Here is a 25,063-nt window from a genome sequence, read left to right as displayed (position 1 = left end):
TTAACTGGCTAGGCAAATAGCATCATTGCACTATCTGCTCGTTAGTCCTCGTAGTCACCGCCTGTAAAGCCGTAGTACTCTTCCAAGGTCAAGCCTGATTTAGCAATATCCTTGGCTTCCTTACCTACATAACGTAAATGCCATTCTTCTGGCATATAGCCGGTTTCTTTTTCTTTTCCATAAAGGTACCGAACGACAAAGCCATATTCGGCAGCGTGCTTCAAGAGCCACTTACTAGCCTTTTTCTCCTGCACCAAATTGCCAGATGTATCAATCAAATCATAGGCCAAGCCTGTTTGATGTTCACTGTAACCCGGTCGAGCAGAATAGCGGTCTGCCGCTGCTTGACCGTCTCTAGCAACATAATTTTGATAAAGAGAGCTCTGCGTATCATAGCTTCGAAATCCGCTATACTGATCACTAATGGCATAACCTTGCTCTTGCATTGCTGCAATCAATTCTAAAAGTGACGCTTGCGCTTCTGGATCTTCACCAGGATTGTAGTCTGGAGAAAGGGGGTAGTGCTTATTGACAACTAAAACTTCCCCATATTTCCCCTGAACACTGTAGTAAGAGCCGTTGTAGGATACTGTTTTATCCATTGTTGGAGATGTTGAACGTGCGTCTGCTGCCTCTGTTGAAAAATCCCCTGTCTGCTTTTTGGCTTCCTTAGTTGACGCGGAAGTAGGGGCAGTTTTGGATGATTCAGCCTTTTCTTCTACCGAAGAATGCTTTTGAAAAGAACAGGCAGTCAATAATAATATTGTACCGATAGCACTAATCCATTTTATTTTTTTCATATCTTTCTCCTAATGCTCTACTACTTCTATCTGATAAATCACAAAACTATCACCAGCAGGTCTCAAACGATAGGTCTTATCTTTCCTACTCACACTATTTGGCGTTCTATCAACATAATGGACCGTAAAATCTTCATAGGTTTTAACGACATAGTCTCCATTTTCCTGAGAAATACTTCTAATATCCAAGGCGCCTGGTGTATAGTAATCAATTTTTGCCCGAACAACTCCACCTCCTGTCGTCCAAGCAAGCATTTCCTTATAGACCTCACTACCAGTATCATAATATTTTTCATAATAGTTCGCGCGGTTCGAAATCGAACTAAAGACAGCACTGCGATAATCTGCTAGAAATCCAGAGATTTTTCCTTTTTGTTGCTCTGCCTGACGCGCCTCCGCTTCCTTGGCTTTTTTAGCTGCCGCACCATCTTGTAATTTCTTACGAACATCAGCGGATACTTCAAGAGGAATATCCAGATCTTTATCAGAAACCGTGATCTTGGATTTATTGGTCGTGTAAGTGGCATTATCTAGATTAAAAACAGCATGTACTTCTAATTGCTGACCCGATAAAACTTGAATTTCAGCAGAAAGATTGGTTGATACTTCTTTTCCATTGACAATCAATTTGACATCCGTAGGATTTTCAACCATACTTGGCAAACTGGCTGTAACTTTACGTTTTTCAGCTTTCAAATCTAATTTTAATTCATTGTTCTTGACTTTTGCGAGATCCAGCGGAATATTTGATTCAATAGTCCCTAACTCCGTCTTTCCTTTGACCGTTATTGGATCAGAAATCAATTTAAAATCTCCCAATTCTGTATCAGCATCTTTCTTTAGGGAGACAGACTTTTTGTCACTGCTAACAGCCGTAACTCCTTCTAAGTTTGTATGCATCACTAATTTTACAGGATAAGTTTTGATATCATACTCTGGAAACAGTCCAAACTTTTTCCCTATCTCTTCAAAGCCAATTAAACGATTGCCCTGCCTATCTGTTATTTCCTTTTTTCCTTTTGAATGAACAAGAGTTTCCACTGTTGTGTCTAAGTTATCTATCTGAGTGTTTAGATAGGAAACGAAGGATTCAGCCTCTTCCTTAGTCCATTTATACTCTTTGGTTGATAGTTGCTCTGCTAAACTATCATAGTTTTTACTATCAACAGCGACTTGAAACTCTTTGGCCGCTACGCCAATGCCGGTTATTGATTGAAAATAGAAAAATAATCCCGCCAAACTAACTAAGACGAGAAGCACAGCTCCTACCAACCATTTCTTTGCTTTAGAAAATGGTTTTTTCGCTACCTTGAGCTTCTTTTCTGCACTCTCATATTGAGAAATCAAATGTTGTAGACTTGCTGGTGAAAAATGAGCTTGCTTTCCAAATATGAATTCTTCTGGACTGGGTTTGCGACCAAATACTTGCTCAAAATGAACCAACCATAGATTTTTTTGTTCTATTTCATTGGATAACTCAACTTGATCGGCCTCAGGAAGCTTTTCCACTTCTACTTGTGGCAATTCTGGAATCACATCTAGGGAAACGGGTGTCGTTTCCTCTTCTTGAGTCGAACTAGCAATCTTTTTAATAGCTTTCAAGTCAAAATCCACTTGCTTTCCAGCCATAAACTCTTCTGGGCTTGGCTTACGACCAACAACTCGCTCAAATAGTTCGACCCACTTTTCTTTACTGGCCATTCTTTACTCCTATCTTAGAATCTTGGAATATTAGAGATAATATTTCCAAAAATAGAACCAATATAATTACTGATAATGGAAAGTTCCATCATGAAGAAAATAAACATGATAAAGCCGTTCAATAAAATGGCAATCAAATATTTATAGAATGGATCCATCTTGGATTCACCTTTTGAAACAATCAAAGCATAAACAACGCCAACGGAAGTAATCAATAGAGAAATCCAGAAAATAAAGAGCGCCGGTTGAACCAAACCAATCAGGGCAAAAAGAGCGGAAATCCCCGTCAACAAGATATTGATAGAAAATAGTCGACCATACCAATCAAATGCTTTCGTAAATGTAAAAGTACTGTCTTGATAAACCAACCGCTTTACCACAAAACCTGAAAAAATAATAGAAAATACATATAAGGCAGAGCTGATTAAAATCATGAAAAAGGCACTGATTCCAAGCGGATTTTGTACATTTTGAGAATTATACGAATTAAAAGAATTGATAATCCTTGTTACACCTCCTGTCAAATGATACATAGACATAAAGATGGTAATAGTATAAAAGAGAGACAAAAATCCAAAAGCGAGATAGCCATTTGTTTTATTCAATTCTCCCTCCGCACTGGGAGATTTCCAAGAAGCGACTAGCCATTCCCAAAATACTTTGAAACTACTCTTCACTTGTGCTTGAGATGGAGTTTGAATATAGAAGCCTTGGCCTTGCATTGATTGACCCTGAAATGCTTGTCCTTGGACTTGTGGACCTTGTTGAACAAATGATTGCTGCTGAGCTTGTCCTTCTGATTGGACAAAGACCTGTTGCTGTACCTGAGATTCTGGCTGAACAAAAGTCACTTGTTGCGCCTGTACTTCTGGACTTGTTTGAACCCCTACTGTTTTTTCTGTAGCATCAGAGATAACTGACTCTTCCTGAATCATCGAGATAGACTCTGCTGAGACTTGCACCTCTTCTAACAATTCACCTGTCGCTATGGCTTGAGAGATTTCCTCTTCCGTTGCCGAACGACCATTTATAGCTTCAAAATAGTCTAACCAATCCTGTTTATTCATAACATAAACCTCCTTAAATTTTTATTACAATCCTATTATAGCTTATTTTCGTAACTTTTCCAAGAATATCTTCTACTTTTATGCTTAATGAGCAAGAATCTTTGCTACCCTATCTCTAAGAACGGAAACAACTTCTACTTGAAACCAAGGGTTTTTCGACTGCCAGATATTATTTCGTGGAGATGGATGCACCAAGGGGAAATACTGGGGTAGATAGTCTTCATAAGCACGAACCGTCTCCGTCAAGGTTCGTTTTCTCCTATCCTTCAAATAGTACTCTTGGGCATACTGCCCAATCAAGAGGGGCAACTCAACTTCTGGCAACAGGTCTAGCAGCTGCGGATGCCATTTGGGGGCAAAGCCCTTTCGCGGTGGTAAATCCCCTGATTTGCCTTTACCGGGATAGTAAAAATCCATAGGAAGAATTGCAATCTGTCCTGACTGGTAAAACCTCTCCTCATCCACATCTAGCCAGGTACGCAAGCGCTCCCCACTTGAGTCTGCAAATAACTGACTACGCTCTTGTGCTTTCAAACCTGGTGCTTGACCAACAATCACAATCCTTGCCCTGCTGTCTACCTGAAACAAGGGCTGAATGCCTTTTTCTGTATAAGATTGATTATCTGGATCTGCCATGATGGATGCACGTATTTCTTCTAAGTCTAGCATGCAAGCACCTCCCTTGTAAAAAGGGGCTGGACTTGAGCCCAACCTCCTCTTTAACCTATCATTTATGATGACTTATTTGACCAATTCATAGATTGCTTCTGCGTAAATAGCAGCTGCACGCATGAGGTCTTCGACATCCGCAAATTCATTGGCTTGGTGCATGGTATCTGTATAACCAGGGAACATAGCACCGTAAGCCACTCCACGTTTCAAGAGACGGCCAAAGGTTCCACCACCAATGACTTGTTCATGACCACGCAAACCTGTTTGACGTTCGTAGACATCCAGCAAGGTCGCCACCAATGGATCGTCCATAGACACATAGTGAGGAGTGTGGCCATCCTCTGACAAGGTTACCTCTAGCACTGGCAAGTTCTTCAAGACGGCTTGGATCTCTTCTGGACTTGTTCCTTTTGGATAACGGAAGTTGAGTGCAATGGTATTATCAGTAGACGCTTCATCAAAGCGGAAGACACCTGCATTCATAGACAGTGCTCCCATTTTCTCATCTGTATATGCTACACCAAGTGCCTCACCCTTGTGGTCTTCAAACAAGATTTCTCCGGCAACTGCAAGGTAATCCTTAGCTGGTCCTGCAAAATCAAACTGGTTCAAGAAGCGAGCAAGATAAGTTGCCCCATTCACACCAGATTGTGGAGACGCTCCGTGAGCGGATTTTCCAATAATGGTCACTTTGTACTTGTCATCTTCTTCAGCAAGTTCAAATGCGACCTTGTATTCTGTCGCAAAGGCTGCCAATTTAGTTGCTAGGTCTGGCAAATCACCTGATACGTGGGCTGTTGCAGACTCTGGCACCATATTTTCACGCAAGCCGCCTGTAAATGTGTGCAGGCGTGCTGCTCCGCTATTTTCTCCAGCGAAATGAAGATACTCGGTCATATTTCCTTTTTCACCATTGATGATCGGAAACTCAGCGTCTGGTGAGAAACCAAAATCAGGCTCTTTGACACCACTATGCTCAAAGTAATAATCCATATCCGCCCAACCAGATTCTTCATCTGTTCCCACGACAAAGCGAACTTTCTTGGAAATCGGCAAGCCCAATTCCTTAATGATTTTAAGACCATAGTAGCAAGCCATGGTTGGCCCCTTATCATCGCTTGAGCCACGTGCATAGAGTTTCCCATCTTTAATGGTCGGCGTATAAGGATCTGTATTCCAGCCGCTTCCGGCAGGCACTACATCCATGTGAGCAAAGATACCAAGGACTTCATCACCGTCACCGTACTCAAAATGCCCGGCATAGTTGTCTACGTTCTTAGTTGGATAGCCGTCACGCTCCGCAATCTCTAAAAATTTGTGGAGGGCTTTAACAGGGCCAGGTCCAAATGGATGTTCGGCATCTGCTAGGCTATCGTCTCTCTCAGAGTTGATTGCAAGCAAACTAAACAAATCAGCTAGTAAATCCTCACGGCGTTTTTCCACTTCTGCTTTAAAATCAATTGTCATTTTTTCTCCTTTTGACCTTCGGTCTTGCTTAACGTTTTTCAATCAATTCATCGACTGGCAAGCGATAACTTGGCTCAATCATATCCTCTGTATAACCCACCGTAATGAGCAATTCAGGACGAAAGCGGCTATCAACCTCTAAGACTTCATTGACTTTTGACTTGTCAAATCCTAGGAGCATATTTGAGCCAATTCCTTGGTCTGTCAATGCTAACACTAAATTCATAGCGACCAAACCAGCATTCAAGGCCAGATAGTCACTCTTTTGCTGCTCTGAATAACAGGCAAACTCCGCAGGGTAATTCACCATATACTTTTGTAACTGCTCTTCGGTAAAGTTATGTACTCCTCCGACGCGAGCAATCTTGCGCGCTCGTCTGTCCAAATCCTGATCTGAAAAGAGAGCAATCACATACTGAGCCTCCCGAATTTGATCTCCATTGCCACCGTAGGAAAGCTCTGCCAGGGCCTCTTTTCTATCTTTTACGACGACAAATTTCCATGGTTGCATATTGTGAGCACTTGGTGCTAAGGTCGCGATTTCAATAGCTGTACGGACATCTTTAAAATCAACTTCCTTGTCCGAAAAATGCTTGACAGCATGGCGTTTTTTATTTAATGCTAAAAATTTCATAGTCACTTCCTTCGTTTGTAAGATAATTTTATTTTATCATATTTTGAAAGGGATTGCACAGATTTACAGATTTTCTTTGAGGTGATTTTGGACATTTTCTGCGACCTTTTGCGGAATGCCCAACTTTCTAATTTCTTCTAAGCTCGCGGCCTCAATATTGGCTAAACTTTTGAAATGCTTCAGCAAGGCCTGTTTTCGTTTTGGTCCCAAGCCTTCAACTCCATCTAATTTCGATGAGAAGGAATTTTTCGACCGAACTTGTCTGTGAAAGGTAATGGCAAAGCGGTGTACCTCATCCTGAATACGCTGCAAGAGGAAAAATTCTTGGGAATTGCGGGATAATTCTACAACCTCAAGCGGATCACCAAAGAGAAGTTCATGGGTTTGGTGCCTATCATTTTTTTGCAATCCTGCAATCGGAATGTCTAAGCCCAACTCATCCTTGACCACTGCCTTAGCAACGTTCACTTGCCCTTGCCCCCCATCAATCACAATCAAGTCTGGCGGCACTAAGTCCTCTCTCAAAACACGACTATACCGCCGTTTCATCACTTCTCGCATACTCGCGTAGTCGTCTGGCCCCTCCACTGTCTTAATCTTATATTTCCGATAATCCTTCTTGCTCGGCTTACCATTGACAAAGACCACCATCGCAGATACAGGACTAGTCCCCATGATATTGGAGTTATCAAAGGCTTCAATTCTGATGGGAGTAGGAATTTGGAGAATATCTCCCAGCTGTTCAATTGCTCCCTGTGTTTTTTCCAGCGATTTCTCAAGGAGGTCAAATTTCTGCTGTAAACTCACACGGGCGTTTTTTATAGCCAGATTGACCAACTGCTTTTTCTCTCCTCGCTGGGGTTTCAGTACCTTTGTTGAAACCAGAGCCTTGACCGCCTCTTCGTCAATATCTGCTGGAATCAACACTTCATTAGGAACCAAATGCTCTTTTTCTTGGTAAAATTGCCCTACATAAGTCAAAAAATCTTCATCCGGATCATTGTAATAGGGAAAAAGATTGACATCACGCTCAATGAGCTTTCCTTGACGGACAAAAAATACCTGCACACACATCCAGCCCTTGTCGACATAATAGCCAAAAACATCACGATTTTGTAGGTCTTTTGCCATCACACGCTGCTTGGTACGGAGCGTTGCGATCGCTTGCAGAAGATCACGATACTCCGCAGCCTTTTCAAACTCCATCTCCTTTGCTGCCTGCTGCATTTTCTCCTGCAAATCATGGATAATCTGATCATCCTGACCTTTGAGAAAATTTGCAACTTCCACTGCCATTTTTTGAAAATAATCATCAGCAACATGACAAATCGTGTGTGCCTTGCATTGATTAATATGGTAGTAAAAGCAGACCTTTTCAGGAGGATTGGTGCATTTTCGAAAAGGGAAAATCCGATCGAGCAATCGCTTGATTTCATTGGCCGCCCCTACATCAGGATAGGGTCCAAAATACTGACCACCATCCTTTTTGACCTGACGGGTAATCAAAAGTCGAGGATATGTTTCTTGGGTAATTTTGATGAAAGGATAGGACTTGTCATCCTTGAGCATAATATTATATTTAGGCTTATTTTCCTTGATCAGATTGATTTCAAGGAGCAGAGCCTCAATATTTGACTCTGTGACGATGAATTCAAAATCAACGATTTCTGATACCAAGGCCTCCGTCTTGGTATCATGGCTCCCTCGAAAATAAGAACGCACCCGATTACGCAGATTTTTAGCTTTTCCGACATAGATAATCGTGCCATTCTTGTCTTTATGAATATAACAACCCGGACTAGAGGGCAAGAGTTCTAATTTAGATTGAATAATGTTGTTCATAGGATTATTGTAGCAAAAAATGGCAGGACTTGCCAGACTTCTTCTAGCAAGACTTGTAATACTTATTCAAAATCAAAGCTAGTATTTTGCGACTTTCTTAGATGATTCAGACGTAAAGTACCTATTTTTTATACCTATACGTTTCATCTGCTAAGCAATCATCCGATTTGACTGACTTAACCTGCTTCATTTCGCAAAAATAAATATATGTACTTCAAATGCCTATTTTTGAAATTACATAAATAGAACTAAAAAAGAGAGAAAGTTTGATTTCCTAAACAATCACTCCCTCACTTCTTTATGTCTATATCTGAGCTTCTATACCTTTATACCATCAATTGAATGACTGATATTTTCCAAAAAGATTGGATTTATCTTGAAGCTCCAAAGATGATCATAAAAGGCAGAAGTCGAAATCTCTTCTTAGAAAATTCGACTTCGTTTCCACTTCCCTATTTTTAGTGTTCTTTTTCAAACCAGAGAGCTATTTCACGCGCAGCAGATTCAACAGAATCTGAGCCATGAACAATATTTTGGATGGTTTGCCCTAGCGGTGCAGCCTGTGCAAAATCTCCTCGAATCGTCCCAGGCAGTGCTTCTTCTGGCCGTGTTGCTCCCATCATCTGACGCCAAGAAGCGATGGCACTCTCTCCTGAAAGAATTCCCACAACCAAGGGACCACTCATCATAAAATCTCGAATAGCTGGATAAAAAGGCTGTTCTACCAAACTTTCATAATGCTGATCAATCAATGTTTGACTGACCGACGAACGCAATTCTAATCGTTCAATCCGAAATCCTCTACGCTCAATCCTCTCCAAAACTTTCCCAATCAATCCACGTCTGACACCATCTGGCTTAATCATAAAAAATGTCTCTTCCATTTGCTTTCCCTTCTCGTTTTTCTCTATTATATCACATTCTGAAAATTTTCTGAAAAAAATACAAAACTCCATATTCTTCTCTAATAGAGAATATGGAGTCAGACCGAAGACAAACTAGCCCTTAAACTAGTTTGTCTTTTTGTTTGCTGTGTTATTTTTGAAAAAAGTAGTCTAAAAGAGTAGATTAGGGCAACATAAAAAGACCTTCCTGCCCTCATTTTCACCAGTTTTTTGAGATTAAGGCACGCCAAAGTCAGCCCAACCTTATCTCGCATTTTGAGCTTACCAATTTCTCTTGTATAGCGGAGATTATGGTATTCTTTAGCCGTCCCAAAGAGTCGCTCTATCGTCTCCTTACGATGCTGATATCGCTCTTTCATCCCTCTTTGGTGGCGAATCTCTTCACAAATCTCCATGTAACCTTTCCAGATATGTCTGGTGACTAGCTTCTGCTTGGTCTTACTTTCAGTACAACTCTTTAGGAGTGGACAGGTTGCACAAGTCTTAGGGTTACTCTTGTATTCTCGATAGCCAGAACGGTTGGTAGTGCTGTAAGACAAGACTTGGTTTTCAGGGCAGAGGTAGACGTCATAATGCTCGTCATAAATGAAATCATTCGGTCGTAACATGCCCTTCTTGCCACGAGGTCTGGTGTAGGGAAAGACAGGTGTGATATGCTGGTCCAGTAGACATTTGGCAATACTGGGAGTTTTATAACCAGAGTCAGCGATGATATAGTTGGGGTGAAACGGTTCTAGCTTTGCGAAAAGAGCAGGGAAAGCTTGACTATCATGGACATTGCCTGCTTCAACAGTATAGGCTAATGCCCAACCGTGTTTGTCGCAAGCCACCTGTGCTGCATAAGCGAAAACCTCCTTATGCTCCCCCTTATGAAACCAACCACTATCAGGGTCAGTCGTGGACATCTTTTTAGTGTTAGCCTCGCCTTTTGCGGCGGGCTTTAAGGGCTTTTTTTCATGTGTTACCCGATCTTGTGCGATTTCTTTTTCGAGTTGTTCACTCATCCATTTAGCTTGAGCCTCGACCTCTTGTCGTCTGTATTTATGGTTGTTGGCAGCTGCTTTGATGTGCGTTCCGTCGATGAAAATCTCATCTGTATCCACTAATCCAGCAGTCAAACAGAGATTGAGGACATGTTCGAAGATACGCGTGATCACTTCTGTTTCAGCGAAACGACGGCTGTAGTTTTTACCGTATGTGGTAAAATGAGGCACCTTATCGTCCAGACTCAAGCCCAGAAACCAACGATAGGCAACATTGACCTCAATGTCCTTGATGGTCTGACGCATGGAGCGAATGCCATAGAAGCACTGAATCAGAGGGATTTTGACCAGCATAACAGGGTCAAGGCTAGGACGACCCTTGTCTGAGGAATAACTATCCTCCACCAAGTCATAGATGACAGAAAAGTCGACAGTTTCCTCCAACTGACGCAGAAAGTGGTCCTTTGGAACTAACTCTTCAAGCGTATAGAAGCCTACTTGACGACGGTTATAATCGGGATTTTCTTTGTGAAACATAGCCAACACCTCACATTCTTCTTACCTCTATTATACTCCTTGACATCAAAAAAAGCCCTCAGAAACAAGTATTTCTAGGACTTTGTCTTCAATCTGACTCCATATTCTTCTCTAATAGAGAATATGGAGTTTTTGATAGTCTCTTAGATACTCCACTAGCAAGGAAGTACTTCTTTTTTTTACAAATTATCCTAAAGGAGCAAGGGTGCCCAAAGAGAGATAAACCAAAAGCAGGATAAAAATCCACAGCAAAGGGGAACGAAAGACCTGCTGATAAATCCCTTTTGGTGGTCGATGGTCTTTCACGTACTGCTTTATGGCAAAGCGGTAGCGAATCAAGAGTAGGATGGAGAGGATGGAGCCAATTCCTAGCAATCCTAAGTAAACACTCTCTACGATTTCGCCAGGCATGACCATTGACAGGCGAGAAATCCCATCACTAATCACTAAATTATTGATAATATGAAGGAGCATCGCCCAATAAATCGAGTATTCGATAGTTACATAGGCAAAGAGCAAGCCAACGCCTGCCGCAAAAAAGAATTGAGAAAGATTGCCATGAAAGACGCCAAACAGCATCGATGACATCACAATGGCAAACATTTTTCCATTAGTTTCAAATGTCCGCAAGCCAGCACCACGGAAAATCAGCTCCTCTGATATGGGTCCCAAAATGCTTGCGTATAAAAACATAGTCCAGCTTTCCGATTGACCAGAAGCCTGCTCCACTGCAGGTGCCATGGTCCAACCAAAAAGATTTAATATACTCTCAAAAATGAAGTTCACGCCAAAAAAAGCAAATTGGGCGAAAAACAAAAATGGAAGAAAGCGGAAAAACCAAGCAGCTGTCATTTTCTTATTTGTCCGCAAATCTGATTTGAATAATTTTCCATTGCGATAGAGGTAAAAAATCAAAACCCCAAATCCAACGGAAATCAAGTAGTGGGTGCCATCTGTTTGTAAAAATTCATAGGTTTCATAGGCGATTTCTTCCGCCCTGCCTGGATGTTGCAAGGCTTGATAAAGAGTAACCACCATCCCCCAAAAACCAGACACTAAAAGCATCACCATGCCATATAAAAGGCACAATCCTGAAAACGTCCCTACATCACGACGTGCTTGTTTCATATTTTCCATAAAGGCTCTCCTTTCTTTTGGCGACTCCAAATATACAAAACGATGAGCATGCCCTCATATAGGACAAAGAAGAGTAGAAAGGCATGCAAGAATAATTCTTCCGGCAAAATCCGAATAACTGGGTCAAATCTCGGGTCAAACAGCCAGGTATCATCCCCCACAAAGAGGATTTGATGAAAAAGGGTAAAAAAGAGGTCAAATCCCATCCCTAAAGCTGCTAATCCGATGACCAAGGGCGTTAAAAGAACACCTAATATCTTTCTAGTAAACAAGGAAAAATAGCCTGCTTTGATCACTTTTTTGTAAAAAAGATAGGCAAAAGGGAGCAAGAGGATGCTCAGAGCTTGAACGAGGTGAAACAACCACTTCACTGCTTGAAAATGATGGACACCAGCAGCCGAAGAGCGAAAATCAGGCATCGCTAACACCTGCACAAACGGATTGGTTAGATAGTTCATCAGAATCGTAAAATTATAAGCAATCGTACTTTGGCTCAAATAAGTCTGGTCTGATAAATGAAGATACCGAATTTCTATCGGATACACGAGCCACATCAAGTAAATCGTCAACAAAATAGCCAGAGCCAACAGCCAAATTTGACTCGCAATAAACGTCCATTTAATCCGCATCGAAATCCCACTCCGCTAAGCTTTCTACCACATGCGTTGGTGGAATTGGTAAATCTGCGACTTCACTTGACTTGGTAAATCCTGTTGTCACCAGTAAACTTGGAATGCCATTATCAATACCTGCACGAATGTCCGTCAGATAGTTATCTCCAACCATGAGAAGGTCTTTCTTTTCAAAGCCTAATTTTTCAACTGCCTTATCCATGATGATTTGATTGGGCTTGCCGATAAAAACAGGCTCTACCCGTGTTGCTGCTTCAATTAAGGCAACCAAAGAGCCAGCTCCAGGCAATAAACCTCGCTCGGTTGGAATATTCAAGTCAGGATTGGTGCCAATAAAGTGGGCTCCTTTTTGAATGGCTAGGGTCGCCGTTGCAAACTTTTCATAGTCCACTTGCCAATCCAAGCCAACGACCACATAGGCGGGATTTTCTTTGTTCTCCACATAGCCAGCCTTGAAAATCGCACTTTTTAGCCCCTCTTCTCCAATCACATAGACGGTATTGCCCAGATTTTTCTCCTTCATGTAGTCAATAGTCGCAAGGCTCGCTGTGTAAATCGTCTCTAAAGGGGTTTCAATATTGAAATGGTTTGCTAACATTTCCTGGACCGACTGAGGTGTTCGCGTGGTATTATTGGTCACAAACAGATAGGGAATGGCACGTTTTTGCAATTCATGCACAAAGGCTTCTCCAGCTGGAATTCGCTCCTTTCCCATGTAAATCGTCCCATCTAAATCAATCAAATATCCCTTATACATGATTTTCTTCCTTTCTCCATTCAATGATTGCCTGTGCGTGAATACCCGCATCGCTCCTAATTTGGTGAGAACTGACCAAGCCCTCCCTTTCCACACATGAAGCAATAGTGCCATCTGAACGCACTTCCTTCACATACTTGAGATTGATTTTACGCGGTACATGGCTGGTCAAAAACGCCACACCCAAAGCTTCAAAAATCCAATCTAAATACTTGCTATTATTGACATGGCCATTCATATCCAAATCATAAAAACGAATTTGAAATTCCTTTTGTTCAAGCATTTCTGTTGCTGGATATTTCGGTCCTCGAATCACCTTTTTATCAAATGACGATTGATACGGTGCCAGTAAATCTCCGTCAACAGGCTGAACTTTTCTAGTCTCTCGGTTCATCATGACAAAGCTGGCCAGCATTTCTACCAATACCTCTCCGTCACGGTCAAAAATGGTAAAACGTCGGTAGCAAAACAGGCGATTGTAAGACAGAGCCTCTGTTTCAATTCTAATCTCATCTCCAAAAGCCGGTAGACGGTGAAGAATCATTTCATAGTCAGTCACAATCCACACCAGCTGGTGTTTCTCTAACAAATCTTGATCGCTAATTCCCAAGCTTTCTGACTGCATTTCTGATACCTGCAAGGAAAGCAAAATCAACTGAGGAATCTTAATATTTCCATTGACATCACTCATGTCAAAGGGAATCTTCATCTGCATCTGATAAATCTGTCCCATACTCACTCCAATATAAATTTTTCTGCAACGGTATCCCCTAAAAAGAGACCCTTTTGCGTCATCCTGACCATCTCCTTATCAGGTACCAAAAGCCCCTGAGTAATCAAGTCAGCCACGATTTCACCGTACAAGCCCTCAAAAGACTGTCCAAATTTCTCTTCAAATCGCTTTTTAGAAACGCCAGATTTCTTTCGCAAGCCTAAAAACATCTCTTCTTCCATTTTCTCCTTTAGGGTCAAATGCTCCTCTGTAATCCGAGCATTGCCGGCTTCGACAGCCTCTAAATAATGCCGAATAGGGCCATGATTTTTATAACGAACTCCCTGCACATAGCCTGAGGCTCCAGCCCCAAGACCGTAGTATTCTGCATTGTCCCAATACATGAGATTGTGACGACTTTCAAAGCCGGGCTTGGAAAAATTGGAAATCTCATAGTGGTCAAAGCCTGCTTTTTTCAGCTCTGTGATAATGTACTCAAACATCTCTGCTTCCAAATCTTCCTTAGGCAGTGGCAATTTCCCACGGCGCATCCGATTCATAAAGACGGTATGATTTTCTAAAATCAAGCTATAAAGGCTCATATGAGGGATATCAAGACTCAGAGCTTTGGCAACATTTTCCTGAACCTGCTCCATCGTCTGCTTGGGAAGTGCATAAATCAAGTCAATCGAAATATTGTCAAAACCTGCTTTTTTCAGGTTGGTAATATTCTCATAAATATCCTGCTCTTGGTGGCTCCGACCAATCTGCTTGAGCATGCGGTTATCAAACGTCTGCACACCTAAAGACACACGATTTACAGCTGAATTCTTGAGCACTGCAATCTTTTCCTCATCCAAATCACCTGGATTGGCTTCGATGGTCAATTCTTCCAGAGCACTGAGATCTAAATTCTCCGTTAAATGGCGGAGCAGAAAGTCTAATTGGGGAGCTGAAAGAGCTGTTGGAGTGCCTCCTCCGATATAGAGTGTCCTCAGTTTCCCAATCTCATAGGATTCAAATTCACGAATCAAATACTCCAAATAACGATCCACAGGCTGATTTTTAATAAAAACCTTGGAAAAATCACAATAATAACAAATTTGTGTGCAAAAAGGAATATGCACATAAGCGGATGTCGGTTTCATTTGCATTCCTTTATTATATCATTTTCATCTGAAAATGTTCGATAAAAAGGCTCTATAATATCTGTAGTGGGTAAATCCACTGTAGAGATTATGGAGCCTTTTTCAGTGTAGAAAAAAAGTCCCATATGACCTATAATGAAAAGCGATAAAACCATCATTTAGAAAGACTCATATGGAACAACTAAATCTTATCACAAATTTTCTCAAAATGAAAGACAAAAATATCACGATCACTAATGAATGCGACATGGGAACTCACTTAGAACTCCACGGTCACTTGGATTACACAGCCCCTAAATGCCCTTCCTGCAAGGGACAAATGGCTAAGTATGACTTCCAGAAAGCCTCTAAAATCCCCTACTTAGAAACTGCTGGCTACCCACTACTTATCCGCCTTCGAAAGCGTCGTTTCAAGTGCAAGGAATGTGGGAAAATGGCGGTCGCTGAAACTCCTATTGTTAAGAAGAACCATCAAATATCTGTCGCTGTCAACCAGAAAATCGCACAATTACTCATCGAAAATCAAGCAATGACACATATCGCACACAGACTCTCCATTTCTACATCTACAGTTATTCGAAAACTCAATGAGTTTAAATTTGAAACGGATTGGGATAAGCTTCCAGAAGTCATGTCCTGGGATGAGTATGCCTTCAAGAAAGGGAAAATGAGCTTTATCGCTCAAGATTTTGACACAAATAACATCATCGCTATCCTTGATGGAAGAACGCAAGCAACCATCCGAAATCACTTTCTGAGATACCCTAGACAGGTCAGAAACCGCGTTAAAATCATCACTATGGACATGTTTAGCCCTTACTACAAATTGGCTAAACAGCTTTTTCCACATGCCAAAATCGTGCTTGATCGCTTCCACATTGTGCAACATCTCAGCCGTGCTATGAACCGTGTCCGCATACAAATCATGAATCAATTCGATAGAAAATCCCAGGAATACCGTGTCTTAAAACGCTACTGGAAACTGGTACAACAAGATAGCCGTAAACTCAGTGATAAACGATTTTATCGCCCTACATTTCGCATGCATTTGACCAATAAGGAAATCTTAGACAAGCTCCTATCCTACTCAGATGAGTTACGACAACATTATGAACTCTATCAACTTCTTTTATTCCATTTCCAAGAGAGGAACTCAGAGCATTTCTTTGACCTAATTGAGCAAGAAAGAGCCACTGTTAACCCTATTTTCCAGACGGTATTTAAGACCTTTCTAAAGGATAAGGACAAGGTTTTAAACGCTTTGGAATTGCCTTATTCCAACGCTAAATTGGAAGCTACCAATAATCTTATCAAAGTCATTAAACGAAATGCCTTTGGTTTCAGGAACTTTGAAAACTTCAAAAAGCGGATTTTGATTGCCTTAAACATCAAAAAAGAGAAGACCAAGTTGGTCCTCTCTAGGTGTTAGCTGACATCTACCCACTACAGTTGACAAAGAGCCGATAAAAAAACACGATCCTTAGTGACCGTGTCTGGCTGAAAAGACTTTCTCCCATTCTCTAACAATTATCTCCCCTACTTCTCTCGGTTTTTCCGTGTAAAGAGAGTGCCCACAATCTGCAAGCTCCACAACTCTTACTTTTTCTGGCAATAACGCCAGAGCCTCCTTTTTCCAATTCGGAGTTTCTTTTCCAAGTTCTGGTAGGATTAGTAAAGAGGGATTGACAACCTCAGAAAGCAGTCCAAATACTTGACGACGCAACCTTAGCAGTGCCTTGACCAGAGAAAAAGATAGATTTAAACGAAAAACGCTCAAAGATTGATCATAGATATAAGAGGTTCTAACGGCTTGCTCCAAATTTTCTGTCCAAAAAGGTGCTGCTTCTTTTTCCTCTTCTATCACTTGTTCAAGACTTTCATAACACGTATGTTCCAAATACATCCTTGCCTCTGCCAACTCCTCCTCCAAAGAGCACAGTTTTCCCATATCTAAAAAACCGCCATCTACTAAAATCAAATGAAGAGTTTTATATCGAGCAGCCAAAGCCACGGCCAAATCTGCTCCTAAAGAATGGGCTATCAGTAAAACGTCCTCTGACAAATCCACTTGCTTCTCAAACCAAAGAGCAAGCGTCTCCAGATTTTCCAAAAAAGGAAGAGTAGCTTCTTGATAAAGGTCTATATAGGCTACCTCAAAAGGAAGTTCAAGTAGTAAATCTTGTGGATAGAAAGAATTGCACCCCAAGCCGCCGATAAAATAAACTTTCATGATTTCTCCTATTTTAAATAAGGAAACAAAAGAGAAGTTACCCCCTTCGTGGGTGCTTAGCCTCAGTTCTCACTCAGCACTCCCCTAATGTTGAAGCTCGCCGCACAGCTGACTAGATTATCTCTGGGAGCTTAAAAAGAAATACCCTATCCATCAACCACGGCGTTAATCTATTTTTACTAAATGTGTTAAAAGAAGCTGAACCTTCTGCCCAGCCTCTCTATCTATTCTGTCCCCTGCCGGAATCGAACCAGCAACTACTCCTTAGGAGGGAGTTGTTATATCCATTGAACTAAGGGGACTTACGAAAAAATCTGCCACGGGGACAGATTTCCAGTCGTTGAAAAGAAGAACAAGTCCTTCTTTTCTGATTAACGACGAATTTCTTTGATACGTGCAGCTTTTCCTTGAAGAGCACGAAGGTAGTACAATTTCGCACGACGTACTTTACCGTAACGTACCACTTCGATTTTTTCAACACGTGGTGTGTGAAGTGGGAAGATACGCTCTACACCAACTCCGTTAGAAATTTTACGAACTGTGTAGTTTTCTGAGATTCCTTGACCTTTGCGAGCGATAACAACGCCTTCAAAAATCTGGATACGCTCGCGATTTCCTTCGACAACTTTTGCGTGAACGCGGACAGTGTCTCCAGGGCGAAACGCTGGGATATCAGTACGAAGTTGACCTTCTGTCAAACTTTGGATTAATGGATTCATTTTTTTCTACTCCTATTCTTGCTAATCATAAACGCTTGGTCCAGCGGATTAGCCGTTTTTTGTGTGTCCATTACACACTTGTTCTATTATATCACACTTCTTTGAAAAATGTAAAGACTTTTCTTGATCATTCTCGTATTTTTTGCCCGCTATAAATAGAGTTGGCACGATTCAATAAAAAGGCCAGACTGCAGACAAGGAAAAAAGCTGGAAAATGTTCAAATCCAAATACTTCACATCCAATGAGAATGGGACCTAAAAAGGTTGAAGTTGCAGCAGCAAAGACCGAAGCATATCCTAAGGCTGCTACAAACTCCAGTGGCAAACCAAAGAATGGTGCTAAGACCACTCCTAGACTCGAACCTATCGCAAATAAGGGAGTGACCTCACCTCCCTGATAACCCACTGCAAGCGTCAGAACCGTTAACAGTAATTTAAAAATCCAATCATAACTCGCAATAGCTTGACCTGAAAAACTAGCTGCAATCAAATTTGTTCCCAAACCTGCATAACGGCCTTGCCCCACCAGTAACAGCACACTCAGAACAGTCCCTAAGATTAACACACGTCTATATGGATTGGGAAAATACTGATTAAGCAATGCCTTAGTTTGGGACAAGCACCATGCAAATGCATTTCCACAAAGACCAAACAAAAAGCCTAGTATGAGCAAGGTACCAAACAAATCCGATGTCCATACAGGAGCGTCCATCAAAGCATGGGAGAATTTTTCAAGCCCTAGAAAATGAGCAGTCTGGCTGGCTACAAAGGCCGCAATAAGGGCCGGCCACATGGCTGACAAAGCTAGGGAGCCAACCACCAAAACTTCCATAGCAAACAAGGTTGCCGCAAGGGGTGTTTGAAAAAGCCCTGCAAAACCAGCTGCCATCCCAATGACAATCAAGCGTCTTTGCTCCTGTAAGGAGAAAAATCGTTTTCCCAACTGGTATGAAAGAGTAGCTCCCAACTGGACTGCTACTCCTTCTCGCCCAGCAGACCCTCCAAATAAATGAGTGAACCAAGTAGTCACTATCACCAAGGGAATTAAGCGTCTAGGAATTTCTTCCTTCTCCCCTTGACCAACTTTGAACACCAAGGACATGCCTTGACTAGCACGCCCACCATATCGCTGATACAGCCAGACAATCACAAGACCAATCAAAGGTAGAAACGGCAACAAGACAAAGATATAGTTTGACCGGATCTCCCCTACCCACAAGAGAATTTGACCGAAACAGGTCGCTAAAATACCAGCTAAAAAACCGATAACTAAAGCGAACAAGCTCCACAAGATAAATTCTTTGGCCTTGATGAGCCTTGTCATTTCTCGCACTCCAAGACACTTGCTTGATAAGTCCGTGATTCCTTCATAATAGCTGCAAACGTCTCTACTAATCTTTCACGATAGTCTTGATTTTCGACTAATCCTGCAATTTTTTCCAAAACTTCTTCTTCGCGTTGGCGGTCAAAAATCGCTTTTCCTACCTGTGCCTTGTAAGCCGCTACTTGACCAACCAAGTCCATCCGTTTTTCTAACAAAGTTACCAAAGCTTGATCGACTTGATCAATTTCCTGACGAATCGCTAGCAAATCCATATAAAATCCTTTCTAGAAAAAGAGGGAGCGGATACCATCATGATGTTTCTCACTCCCTTTTCTTGATTTCTTCTTCAGCAGACTTGCTAAAGCCCTGCTCTACAACAAAACTTTATCATCCACACTCTACAATAAAGAAGAAATCTTTTTAGTATTTATCCCAATTTAGCAACTAGGGCATTGGCAAAGTTTTCTAATTTTTCAATATCTTCATCTTCTGCAGACAAGTCTACTTTGACACAATCAGCTCCTTTTTCAGCTCCTGTACCTGCAAAAACAGCTTCAAAATCATCGACTGCCTTACAAAATTCATCGTAGAAAGTGTCTCCAGATCCGACAACTCCATAAACCTTACCAGACAGGTCTAACTCAGCCAAATCTTCATAAAAATCCACGATTTCATCTGGCAATTCCCCATCACCATAGGTATAGGTTGCAACAACAGCAATATCCGCTTCTAAAAAATCCTCTGCATCTACGGTTGTACACTCATCCACGTCCACATCTAACCCCAACTCTTTCAAGCGATCGGCGACAATGTCCGCGATTTCTTCCGTATTTCCAGTCATACTTGCAAATACAATCTTTGCTAAAGCCATAGTTTCCTCCTCGTATTCTATGAGAAGTATTATACCATGTTCTCAAAATAATTGCACCATTTTCAAGCTTTTTTTCTGCTTTTTCCGTTTTCAAAACGTGTTTTCTTATGGTAAAATATAAGGAAAGAGATTGGAGAGCAATTATGGATTTACAACTTCAGATTCTACATAAAATCAAGGAATACGACACCATCATCATTCATCGGCACATGAGGCCTGACCCTGACGCCTTAGGAAGTCAGATGGGATTAAAACACCTCTTGCAACGGCATTTCCCACAAAAAACTATTCTAGCACCAGGATACGACGAACCTAGTTTAACCTGGCTGGCCCACATGGATACGGTGGAAGACAGCAACTACGAGGGAGCCCTTGTCATCGTCTGCGATACAGCAAATACAGCTCGCATTGATGATAAGCGGTATGAAAAAGGAGATTTTCTGATTAAGATTGACCATCATCCTAATGACGATGCTTACGGAGACCTCCTTTGGGTCGACACCAATGCCAGCAGTACAAGTGAAATGATTGCACATTTTGCTTTTACCCACGATCTTGACTTAGATGACTATACGGCAAAATTACTCTATGCTGGGATTATCGGAGATACTGGCCGATTTCTCTACCCTGCCACGACGGCTAAGACCTTGGAAATTGCCAGTAAATTACGCAACTATCCATTTGACTTTGCGGGATTAGCACGAAAAATGGACTCCTTTAGCTTCCCTATTGCTAAATTACAGGGATATGTCTATGACCATCTTGAAATGGATGAAAACGGGGTCGCCCGGGTCATTCTCACTCAAGAACTCTTAAAAGAAAACGGATTGACAGACGCTGATACAGCAGCGATCGTATCTGCCCCAGGAAAAATTGATCAGGTGGAACTCTGGGGGATTTTCGTTGAGCAAGAAAGCGCTCATTACCGTGTACGCCTCCGCAGCAAATTTGTCCCTATCAATGAAGTGGCTAAAAAACATGACGGCGGCGGTCATCCCCTAGCCAGCGGTGCCAACGCTTACTCAAAAGAAGAAGTCGATCAAATCTACCAAGAATTACAATATCTTGTAAAAAACAAAGAAAATTGATAGAAAATACTTGTCAAGTTCCCAAGAATTTGATACACTATCAGAGTAACTAATCTATGGCTCGCAAAGAGTCCATGGCAGAAAGGATTTTTAAAATGAGAAAAGATATTCATCCAGATTATCGCCCTGTTGTCTTTATGGACACTACTACTGGCTTCAAGTTCCTTAGCGGTTCAACAAAGTCTTCAAACGAAACAGTTGAATTCGAAGGGGAAACTTACCCATTGATTCGTGTCGAAATTTCATCAGACTCACACCCATTCTACACTGGACGTCAAAAGTTCACTCAAGCAGATGGACGTGTGGATCGTTTCAACAAAAAATACGGTCTCAAATAATTCTAAAGAGTGGTTTTCAAAACCACTCTTTTTCTATTTTTACAGCTATACTTTCTACTCTATAAAGATCAAAATATGACTAGGTTCCACAATTGAGAATTGTGGAAGGTCATAGATAACACTAGCGTTGCTGGTGTCCTAAAAACCATAATTAGAACTAAAGTTTACGCTGAGCATTATTTCCAACCTTCAACAGTCCGCTGGACTGTTGAAGCAAGGTGAGTTAACGACGTCAAATTTTAGTTTTTGACGAGTAGTAAACGATAAATGTCTGACTTTCTAATTTCTAAAGGCGTCTAATAGAACCTGAAATTCTTCATTCGACAAGGTAATGCCTTTTCCCATCTTTGTATGATCTGGGCTCCAAGTCCGAAGATCGTATTTTGCAGGTGCTCCATTAAAGCTCACGCGGTTCAGCTCCTTGGTCCATCCCTTTTCATTTTCTGATAAAACGAGCAGTTTTTCCTCAATTTCAAATTTAAAATCTGCCATACTGGTCTCCTTTTCATTTTCTTTTCTGATTTATTCGTAAACATTTTACATTTTCAATCAGATTTTATATAATATATTGTAACAAGTTATGGAGAATTTAGCTATGAAAAAATTTCTCAAGATGATTCTAAATAGGATGCATGAATTTGTGAGCAATCAGGAGCCAACGACCGATGTCTCTGTGAATCAAGCAGATATTTTTCGAGTGATTCGTATCGCTCTTCAGAGAAAATCAGGAATTCATGTTATTTTTTCCGACAAGAGCTTTACAGGTGATATTGTCAAGTATGATGAAGAGCGTCAGCAATTGATTGTCAAGAATTTTAAAAAAAATATTTCAACGATTATACGAATTTCCGACATCAAGCGAATTCGTCTCGTACCCGATACGATCAGTCAAGCACAAAAAAGAGCAGATTCCTAAGTCTGCTCTTTTTGGTTGGCCGTAAAACAGGTCCTAAAAATAGTATCCTTTATTAAGCGCGAAGGGTTTGGCTAGTCCCATCTTCCTTGTAAAGATTGATTAACCCTTCCTTTCGGCTCCGCACCATATCCCCAGGATAAACCTTTGTCGGCATTGAAATGGTCAACAGCTCCATCGGATTTGGTGCACGATCAATCTGATTGCCCTTAGCATCCCGCAAATCGGTAATCACCGCATCGAAATGACGGAAACCTGGACCATAAAACTCTACCTGATCCCCTTCATTGATCACATTGCGTTGGCGAATGGTTGCCACTTGCTTATCCTCATCATAAGAAACAACTTCCGCAACAAACTTATATTCTGGAATTTTCCGGCGGGCTCCGAAAAGTTGCTCATTTTCAGTGGGAATACCATAGTAAAATCCAGTCGCTAGTTCACGCTGGGCAACCTTCCACATCTCATCGACCAAATCTTGCTTGATAGACTCAAACTTCTCTGGACTTTCTAAATAAGCATCCACTGCTGCCTTATAGCAATTCGCCACGGTAGAAACATAGTGGATAGACTTCATCCGACCCTCGATTTTGAGACTGTCCACTCCATTTTCAATCATGTCTGGAATATGGTCAATCATGCTCATATCCACCGCACTCATGGAGAATTCTTCTGGAATTTCCCCTTTTAGGCTCTTGCGTTCTTGGCCAAAAGGCATATCGTACAAGTCATATTTCCAGCGGCAAGATTGCGAACAGCCACCACGATTAGCATCGCGCAGGCTCATGTGATTAGAAAGTGTGCATCGTCCTGAGTAGGAAATACACATCGCTCCATGAACAAAAGCTTCGATTTCTACATCCGTATTGCGACGAATTTCTGCCAATTCTTCCATGGATACTTCCCGTGCCAAAACAACCCGTGTTAATCCTAATTCTTTCCAGAATTCCAAGGTTTCATAATTGGTGGCACTTGCCTGTGTCGATAAGTGAACTTCAAGCCCGGGCGCTTCTGTGCAAGCAATGGCAATCAGAGCTGGATCTGACACGATAACGGCTGCAATGCCTATGTCTCGCAATTTGCGAAACCACTCTCCTGCTCCGACTTCATTTCCCTCATGGGTGACCATGTTGGCCGCAACATAGACCTTTGCTCCATATTCACGGGCAAATTGAATGCCTTCTTCCATTTCCTCAAAGGTGAAATTTCCCGCGCGGCTCCGCAATCCATAGGCTTGTCCACCAATATAGACCGCATCCGCTCCGTAACGAATGGCGACTTTTAACTTCTCTAAAGTACCAGCAGGTGCCAAGACCTCTGGACGTTTCAATATTTTTGCCATCATATCCTCCTATTTGCAATATAAAAGTTTGATGTTTCCCTTTTATTGTATAGTAAAAGTGGGACAAAATCAAGATACTATCAAGTATTTTCACAATTCTAATTTTCAGAACATTTATTTGTAGCCTAAAAAATGAATGTTCTTTCCAAATAAAACAAAAGAGGGAAGAACTCTCCCTCCATCTAATTCGATAACAATCGCTCTTTCTCTTATTGGACCTTATCTGGAGCAAATTCATAAAATCCTGTGTCCAAAAAACGATTTTTAGGATGCCATTGATGAATTTTTTCATCAAAGAGAAAGGCTTGATTGGCTGTAAATTTCCCTTGCTCTATCAACGTCCTTGCTTCTACAAACAGACGGGCAATTTCTACAAAAGAATCTCCTGGCGTATAAAGCCCCTCCAGCTTCCAATGGGTAAAGCCATGTGCCACCAACTCATCAAGTTTGGTCATCAAATCTAAATCATTATTGGCAAAAATATGCGTACCATGATTGTCCTCGAAAATGGAATAATGGCTCTCAGGGTCTCCCGGCTCAGCCAAAAACAAATCTCGCGTCCTACTCTTTTCGTCGTCTATTTTTGTAAAATTATAGTAATTTTGCAAAAGTGGACGCTTGGAATGGTGAATGACACTGGCTCCATAGACTAGAATTTCAGCAGGAATTTCCAAAACCTCCTCCATTTGAAACAACTCTGCCGAAGGAATTTCTCTAGCTAAAACAGCTTCACTTGCCCCTGCCTTTTGACCCCAGAAGTTAATCTGACGACTGCTAGCGACCATAGTTGAGGCGTCATAAATCGTTTTAAAAGAGTAGCCATCTCGTTTCAAGACATAAAAAACACCTGCGTCTCCAACCGTTATATAGTCTGTCCCAATTTCCTCTAAGAAATCAAGAAAGGGCTTGATCCGATTCATCATGTCTTGGTGCATAAGAGCGTTGACAGCTACTGTCAACTCCTTTCCTGCTTCGTGCACCATCGTCGCAATTTCTCTTAACTCCTCATGCGAAAAAGTGTGCGGCAAACGAAGACCAAACTCCTTTTCCCCCACATAAATACGGTCAACGCCTAATTCTACTAATGCTTTTGCTTGTGCAAGGCTCTCAGCCGTTGCTGTTATGATAATCTTTTCCATACTTAAAAGTATAGCACTTTTCGATTGCTCTTTCCAACTTTTTTTGAAAAAGAGACTTATTTCTTTTGTAACACTTTTGTAACATATTTTATCTATAAAACATGA

The 25,063-nt window shown here is 41.4% G+C and carries 26 protein-coding genes and 1 tRNA gene; 4 read left to right on the top strand and 23 right to left on the bottom strand.

Annotation, left to right across the window (positions count from 1 at the left end):
- Positions 1-41: 41 nt before the first annotated feature.
- From ldcB to hemW, 14 genes are all read right to left on the bottom strand, one after another.
- Positions 42-800: an LD-carboxypeptidase LdcB/DacB gene (gene ldcB, locus BFM96_RS06975; RefSeq protein WP_068992137.1), complete on the bottom strand. Its 759-nt coding sequence runs from the start codon at positions 798-800 to the stop codon at positions 42-44.
- A gap of 9 nt (positions 801-809) precedes the next feature.
- On the bottom strand, positions 810-2,501 hold the full coding sequence (locus BFM96_RS06970; RefSeq protein WP_068992135.1) for a TcaA second domain-containing protein: 1,692 nt from the start codon (positions 2,499-2,501) through the stop codon (positions 810-812).
- A gap of 14 nt (positions 2,502-2,515) precedes the next feature.
- On the bottom strand, positions 2,516-3,568 hold the full coding sequence (locus tag BFM96_RS06965; RefSeq protein ID WP_068992132.1) for a DUF6574 domain-containing protein: 1,053 nt from the start codon (positions 3,566-3,568) through the stop codon (positions 2,516-2,518).
- Positions 3,569-3,652: 84 nt separating this feature from the next.
- A complete protein-coding gene (locus BFM96_RS06960) occupies positions 3,653-4,237 on the bottom strand; it encodes a uracil-DNA glycosylase family protein (protein ID WP_068992129.1) in 585 nt (194 codons plus the stop codon).
- A gap of 72 nt (positions 4,238-4,309) precedes the next feature.
- The gene (gene pepV, locus BFM96_RS06955; protein WP_068992126.1) at positions 4,310-5,707 is read right to left on the bottom strand and encodes a dipeptidase PepV; all 1,398 of its coding nucleotides are present in this window, start codon (positions 5,705-5,707) and stop codon (positions 4,310-4,312) included.
- Positions 5,708-5,735: 28 nt separating this feature from the next.
- The gene (locus BFM96_RS06950; RefSeq protein WP_068992124.1) at positions 5,736-6,341 is read right to left on the bottom strand and encodes a nitroreductase family protein; all 606 of its coding nucleotides are present in this window, start codon (positions 6,339-6,341) and stop codon (positions 5,736-5,738) included.
- Between the two features lie 63 nt (positions 6,342-6,404).
- Positions 6,405-8,183: an excinuclease ABC subunit UvrC gene (gene uvrC, locus BFM96_RS06945; RefSeq protein ID WP_188595296.1), complete on the bottom strand. Its 1,779-nt coding sequence runs from the start codon at positions 8,181-8,183 to the stop codon at positions 6,405-6,407.
- Between the two features lie 458 nt (positions 8,184-8,641).
- Positions 8,642-9,067, bottom strand: a complete 426-nt coding sequence (gene ndk / locus BFM96_RS06940; protein WP_068992121.1) for a nucleoside-diphosphate kinase — start codon at positions 9,065-9,067, stop codon at positions 8,642-8,644.
- A gap of 98 nt (positions 9,068-9,165) precedes the next feature.
- Entirely contained in the window at positions 9,166-10,608 is a 1,443-nt protein-coding gene (locus tag BFM96_RS06935; RefSeq protein ID WP_068989453.1) for an IS1182 family transposase, read from the bottom strand.
- Positions 10,609-10,794: 186 nt separating this feature from the next.
- Positions 10,795-11,745: a CPBP family intramembrane glutamic endopeptidase gene (locus BFM96_RS06930; protein ID WP_068992118.1), complete on the bottom strand. Its 951-nt coding sequence runs from the start codon at positions 11,743-11,745 to the stop codon at positions 10,795-10,797.
- Positions 11,733-12,374 (bottom strand): TIGR01906 family membrane protein, encoded by a 642-nt coding sequence (locus BFM96_RS06925; protein ID WP_068992113.1) that lies wholly within the window; start codon positions 12,372-12,374, stop codon positions 11,733-11,735. The genes BFM96_RS06930 and BFM96_RS06925 overlap by 13 nt, the downstream gene beginning before the upstream one ends.
- Positions 12,364-13,137 (bottom strand): TIGR01457 family HAD-type hydrolase, encoded by a 774-nt coding sequence (locus BFM96_RS06920; protein ID WP_068994237.1) that lies wholly within the window; start codon positions 13,135-13,137, stop codon positions 12,364-12,366. The genes BFM96_RS06925 and BFM96_RS06920 overlap by 11 nt, the downstream gene beginning before the upstream one ends.
- Positions 13,127-13,867: an acyl-ACP thioesterase domain-containing protein gene (locus BFM96_RS06915; protein ID WP_068992110.1), complete on the bottom strand. Its 741-nt coding sequence runs from the start codon at positions 13,865-13,867 to the stop codon at positions 13,127-13,129. Before BFM96_RS06915 ends, BFM96_RS06920 begins: the two co-directional genes overlap by 11 nt.
- 2 nt (positions 13,868-13,869) lie before the next feature.
- Complete coding sequence (hemW, locus tag BFM96_RS06910) at positions 13,870-15,000, bottom strand: radical SAM family heme chaperone HemW (RefSeq protein ID WP_068992105.1); 1,131 nt, start codon at positions 14,998-15,000, stop codon at positions 13,870-13,872.
- 166 nt (positions 15,001-15,166) lie between these two features.
- On the opposite strand from hemW, the gene BFM96_RS06905 reads away from it, so the two are divergent.
- Positions 15,167-16,423: an ISL3 family transposase gene (locus tag BFM96_RS06905; protein ID WP_068989058.1), complete on the top strand. Its 1,257-nt coding sequence runs from the start codon at positions 15,167-15,169 to the stop codon at positions 16,421-16,423.
- 51 nt (positions 16,424-16,474) lie between these two features.
- On the opposite strand, the gene BFM96_RS06900 is transcribed toward BFM96_RS06905, so the two are convergent.
- The 6 genes from BFM96_RS06900 to BFM96_RS06875 form a co-directional block, all read right to left on the bottom strand.
- The gene (locus BFM96_RS06900; protein ID WP_068992102.1) at positions 16,475-17,224 is read right to left on the bottom strand and encodes an alpha/beta fold hydrolase; all 750 of its coding nucleotides are present in this window, start codon (positions 17,222-17,224) and stop codon (positions 16,475-16,477) included.
- 230 nt (positions 17,225-17,454) lie between these two features.
- Positions 17,455-17,526 (bottom strand) — tRNA-Arg (locus tag BFM96_RS06895).
- A gap of 69 nt (positions 17,527-17,595) precedes the next feature.
- Complete coding sequence (gene rplS / locus BFM96_RS06890) at positions 17,596-17,943, bottom strand: 50S ribosomal protein L19 (protein WP_068992090.1); 348 nt, start codon at positions 17,941-17,943, stop codon at positions 17,596-17,598.
- 127 nt (positions 17,944-18,070) lie between these two features.
- Complete coding sequence (locus tag BFM96_RS06885; protein ID WP_068992087.1) at positions 18,071-19,267, bottom strand: chloride channel protein; 1,197 nt, start codon at positions 19,265-19,267, stop codon at positions 18,071-18,073.
- Entirely contained in the window at positions 19,264-19,539 is a 276-nt protein-coding gene (locus BFM96_RS06880; protein ID WP_068992084.1) for a chorismate mutase, read from the bottom strand. Before BFM96_RS06880 ends, BFM96_RS06885 begins: the two co-directional genes overlap by 4 nt.
- 155 nt (positions 19,540-19,694) lie before the next feature.
- Positions 19,695-20,138: a flavodoxin gene (locus BFM96_RS06875; RefSeq protein ID WP_068992081.1), complete on the bottom strand. Its 444-nt coding sequence runs from the start codon at positions 20,136-20,138 to the stop codon at positions 19,695-19,697.
- A gap of 143 nt (positions 20,139-20,281) precedes the next feature.
- On the opposite strand from BFM96_RS06875, the gene BFM96_RS06870 reads away from it, so the two are divergent.
- Positions 20,282-21,226, top strand: coding sequence for a DHH family phosphoesterase (locus BFM96_RS06870; RefSeq protein ID WP_068992079.1), 945 nt, complete (start codon positions 20,282-20,284; stop codon positions 21,224-21,226).
- Positions 21,227-21,321: 95 nt separating this feature from the next.
- Positions 21,322-21,564: a type B 50S ribosomal protein L31 gene (locus BFM96_RS06865; protein ID WP_068994235.1), complete on the top strand. Its 243-nt coding sequence runs from the start codon at positions 21,322-21,324 to the stop codon at positions 21,562-21,564.
- A gap of 279 nt (positions 21,565-21,843) precedes the next feature.
- On the opposite strand, the gene BFM96_RS06860 is transcribed toward BFM96_RS06865, so the two are convergent.
- Positions 21,844-22,056: a YdbC family protein gene (locus BFM96_RS06860; protein WP_068992076.1), complete on the bottom strand. Its 213-nt coding sequence runs from the start codon at positions 22,054-22,056 to the stop codon at positions 21,844-21,846.
- 88 nt (positions 22,057-22,144) lie between these two features.
- On the opposite strand from BFM96_RS06860, the gene BFM96_RS06855 reads away from it, so the two are divergent.
- Positions 22,145-22,480: a hypothetical protein gene (locus BFM96_RS06855; protein ID WP_188595326.1), complete on the top strand. Its 336-nt coding sequence runs from the start codon at positions 22,145-22,147 to the stop codon at positions 22,478-22,480.
- Between the two features lie 52 nt (positions 22,481-22,532).
- On the opposite strand, the gene BFM96_RS06850 is transcribed toward BFM96_RS06855, so the two are convergent.
- Entirely contained in the window at positions 22,533-23,819 is a 1,287-nt protein-coding gene (locus BFM96_RS06850) for a peptidase U32 family protein (RefSeq protein WP_068992070.1), read from the bottom strand.
- Positions 23,820-24,028: 209 nt separating this feature from the next.
- Entirely contained in the window at positions 24,029-24,958 is a 930-nt protein-coding gene (locus tag BFM96_RS06845; protein ID WP_068992067.1) for a peptidase U32 family protein, read from the bottom strand.
- Positions 24,959-25,063: the final 105 nt, after the last annotated feature.

The organism is Streptococcus himalayensis (assembly GCF_001708305.1).
Lineage (GTDB): Bacteria > Bacillota > Bacilli > Lactobacillales > Streptococcaceae > Streptococcus > Streptococcus himalayensis.
The sequence above is the reverse complement of the archived record's forward strand: the minus strand, read 5'-3'. Positions and strand labels throughout refer to the sequence as shown.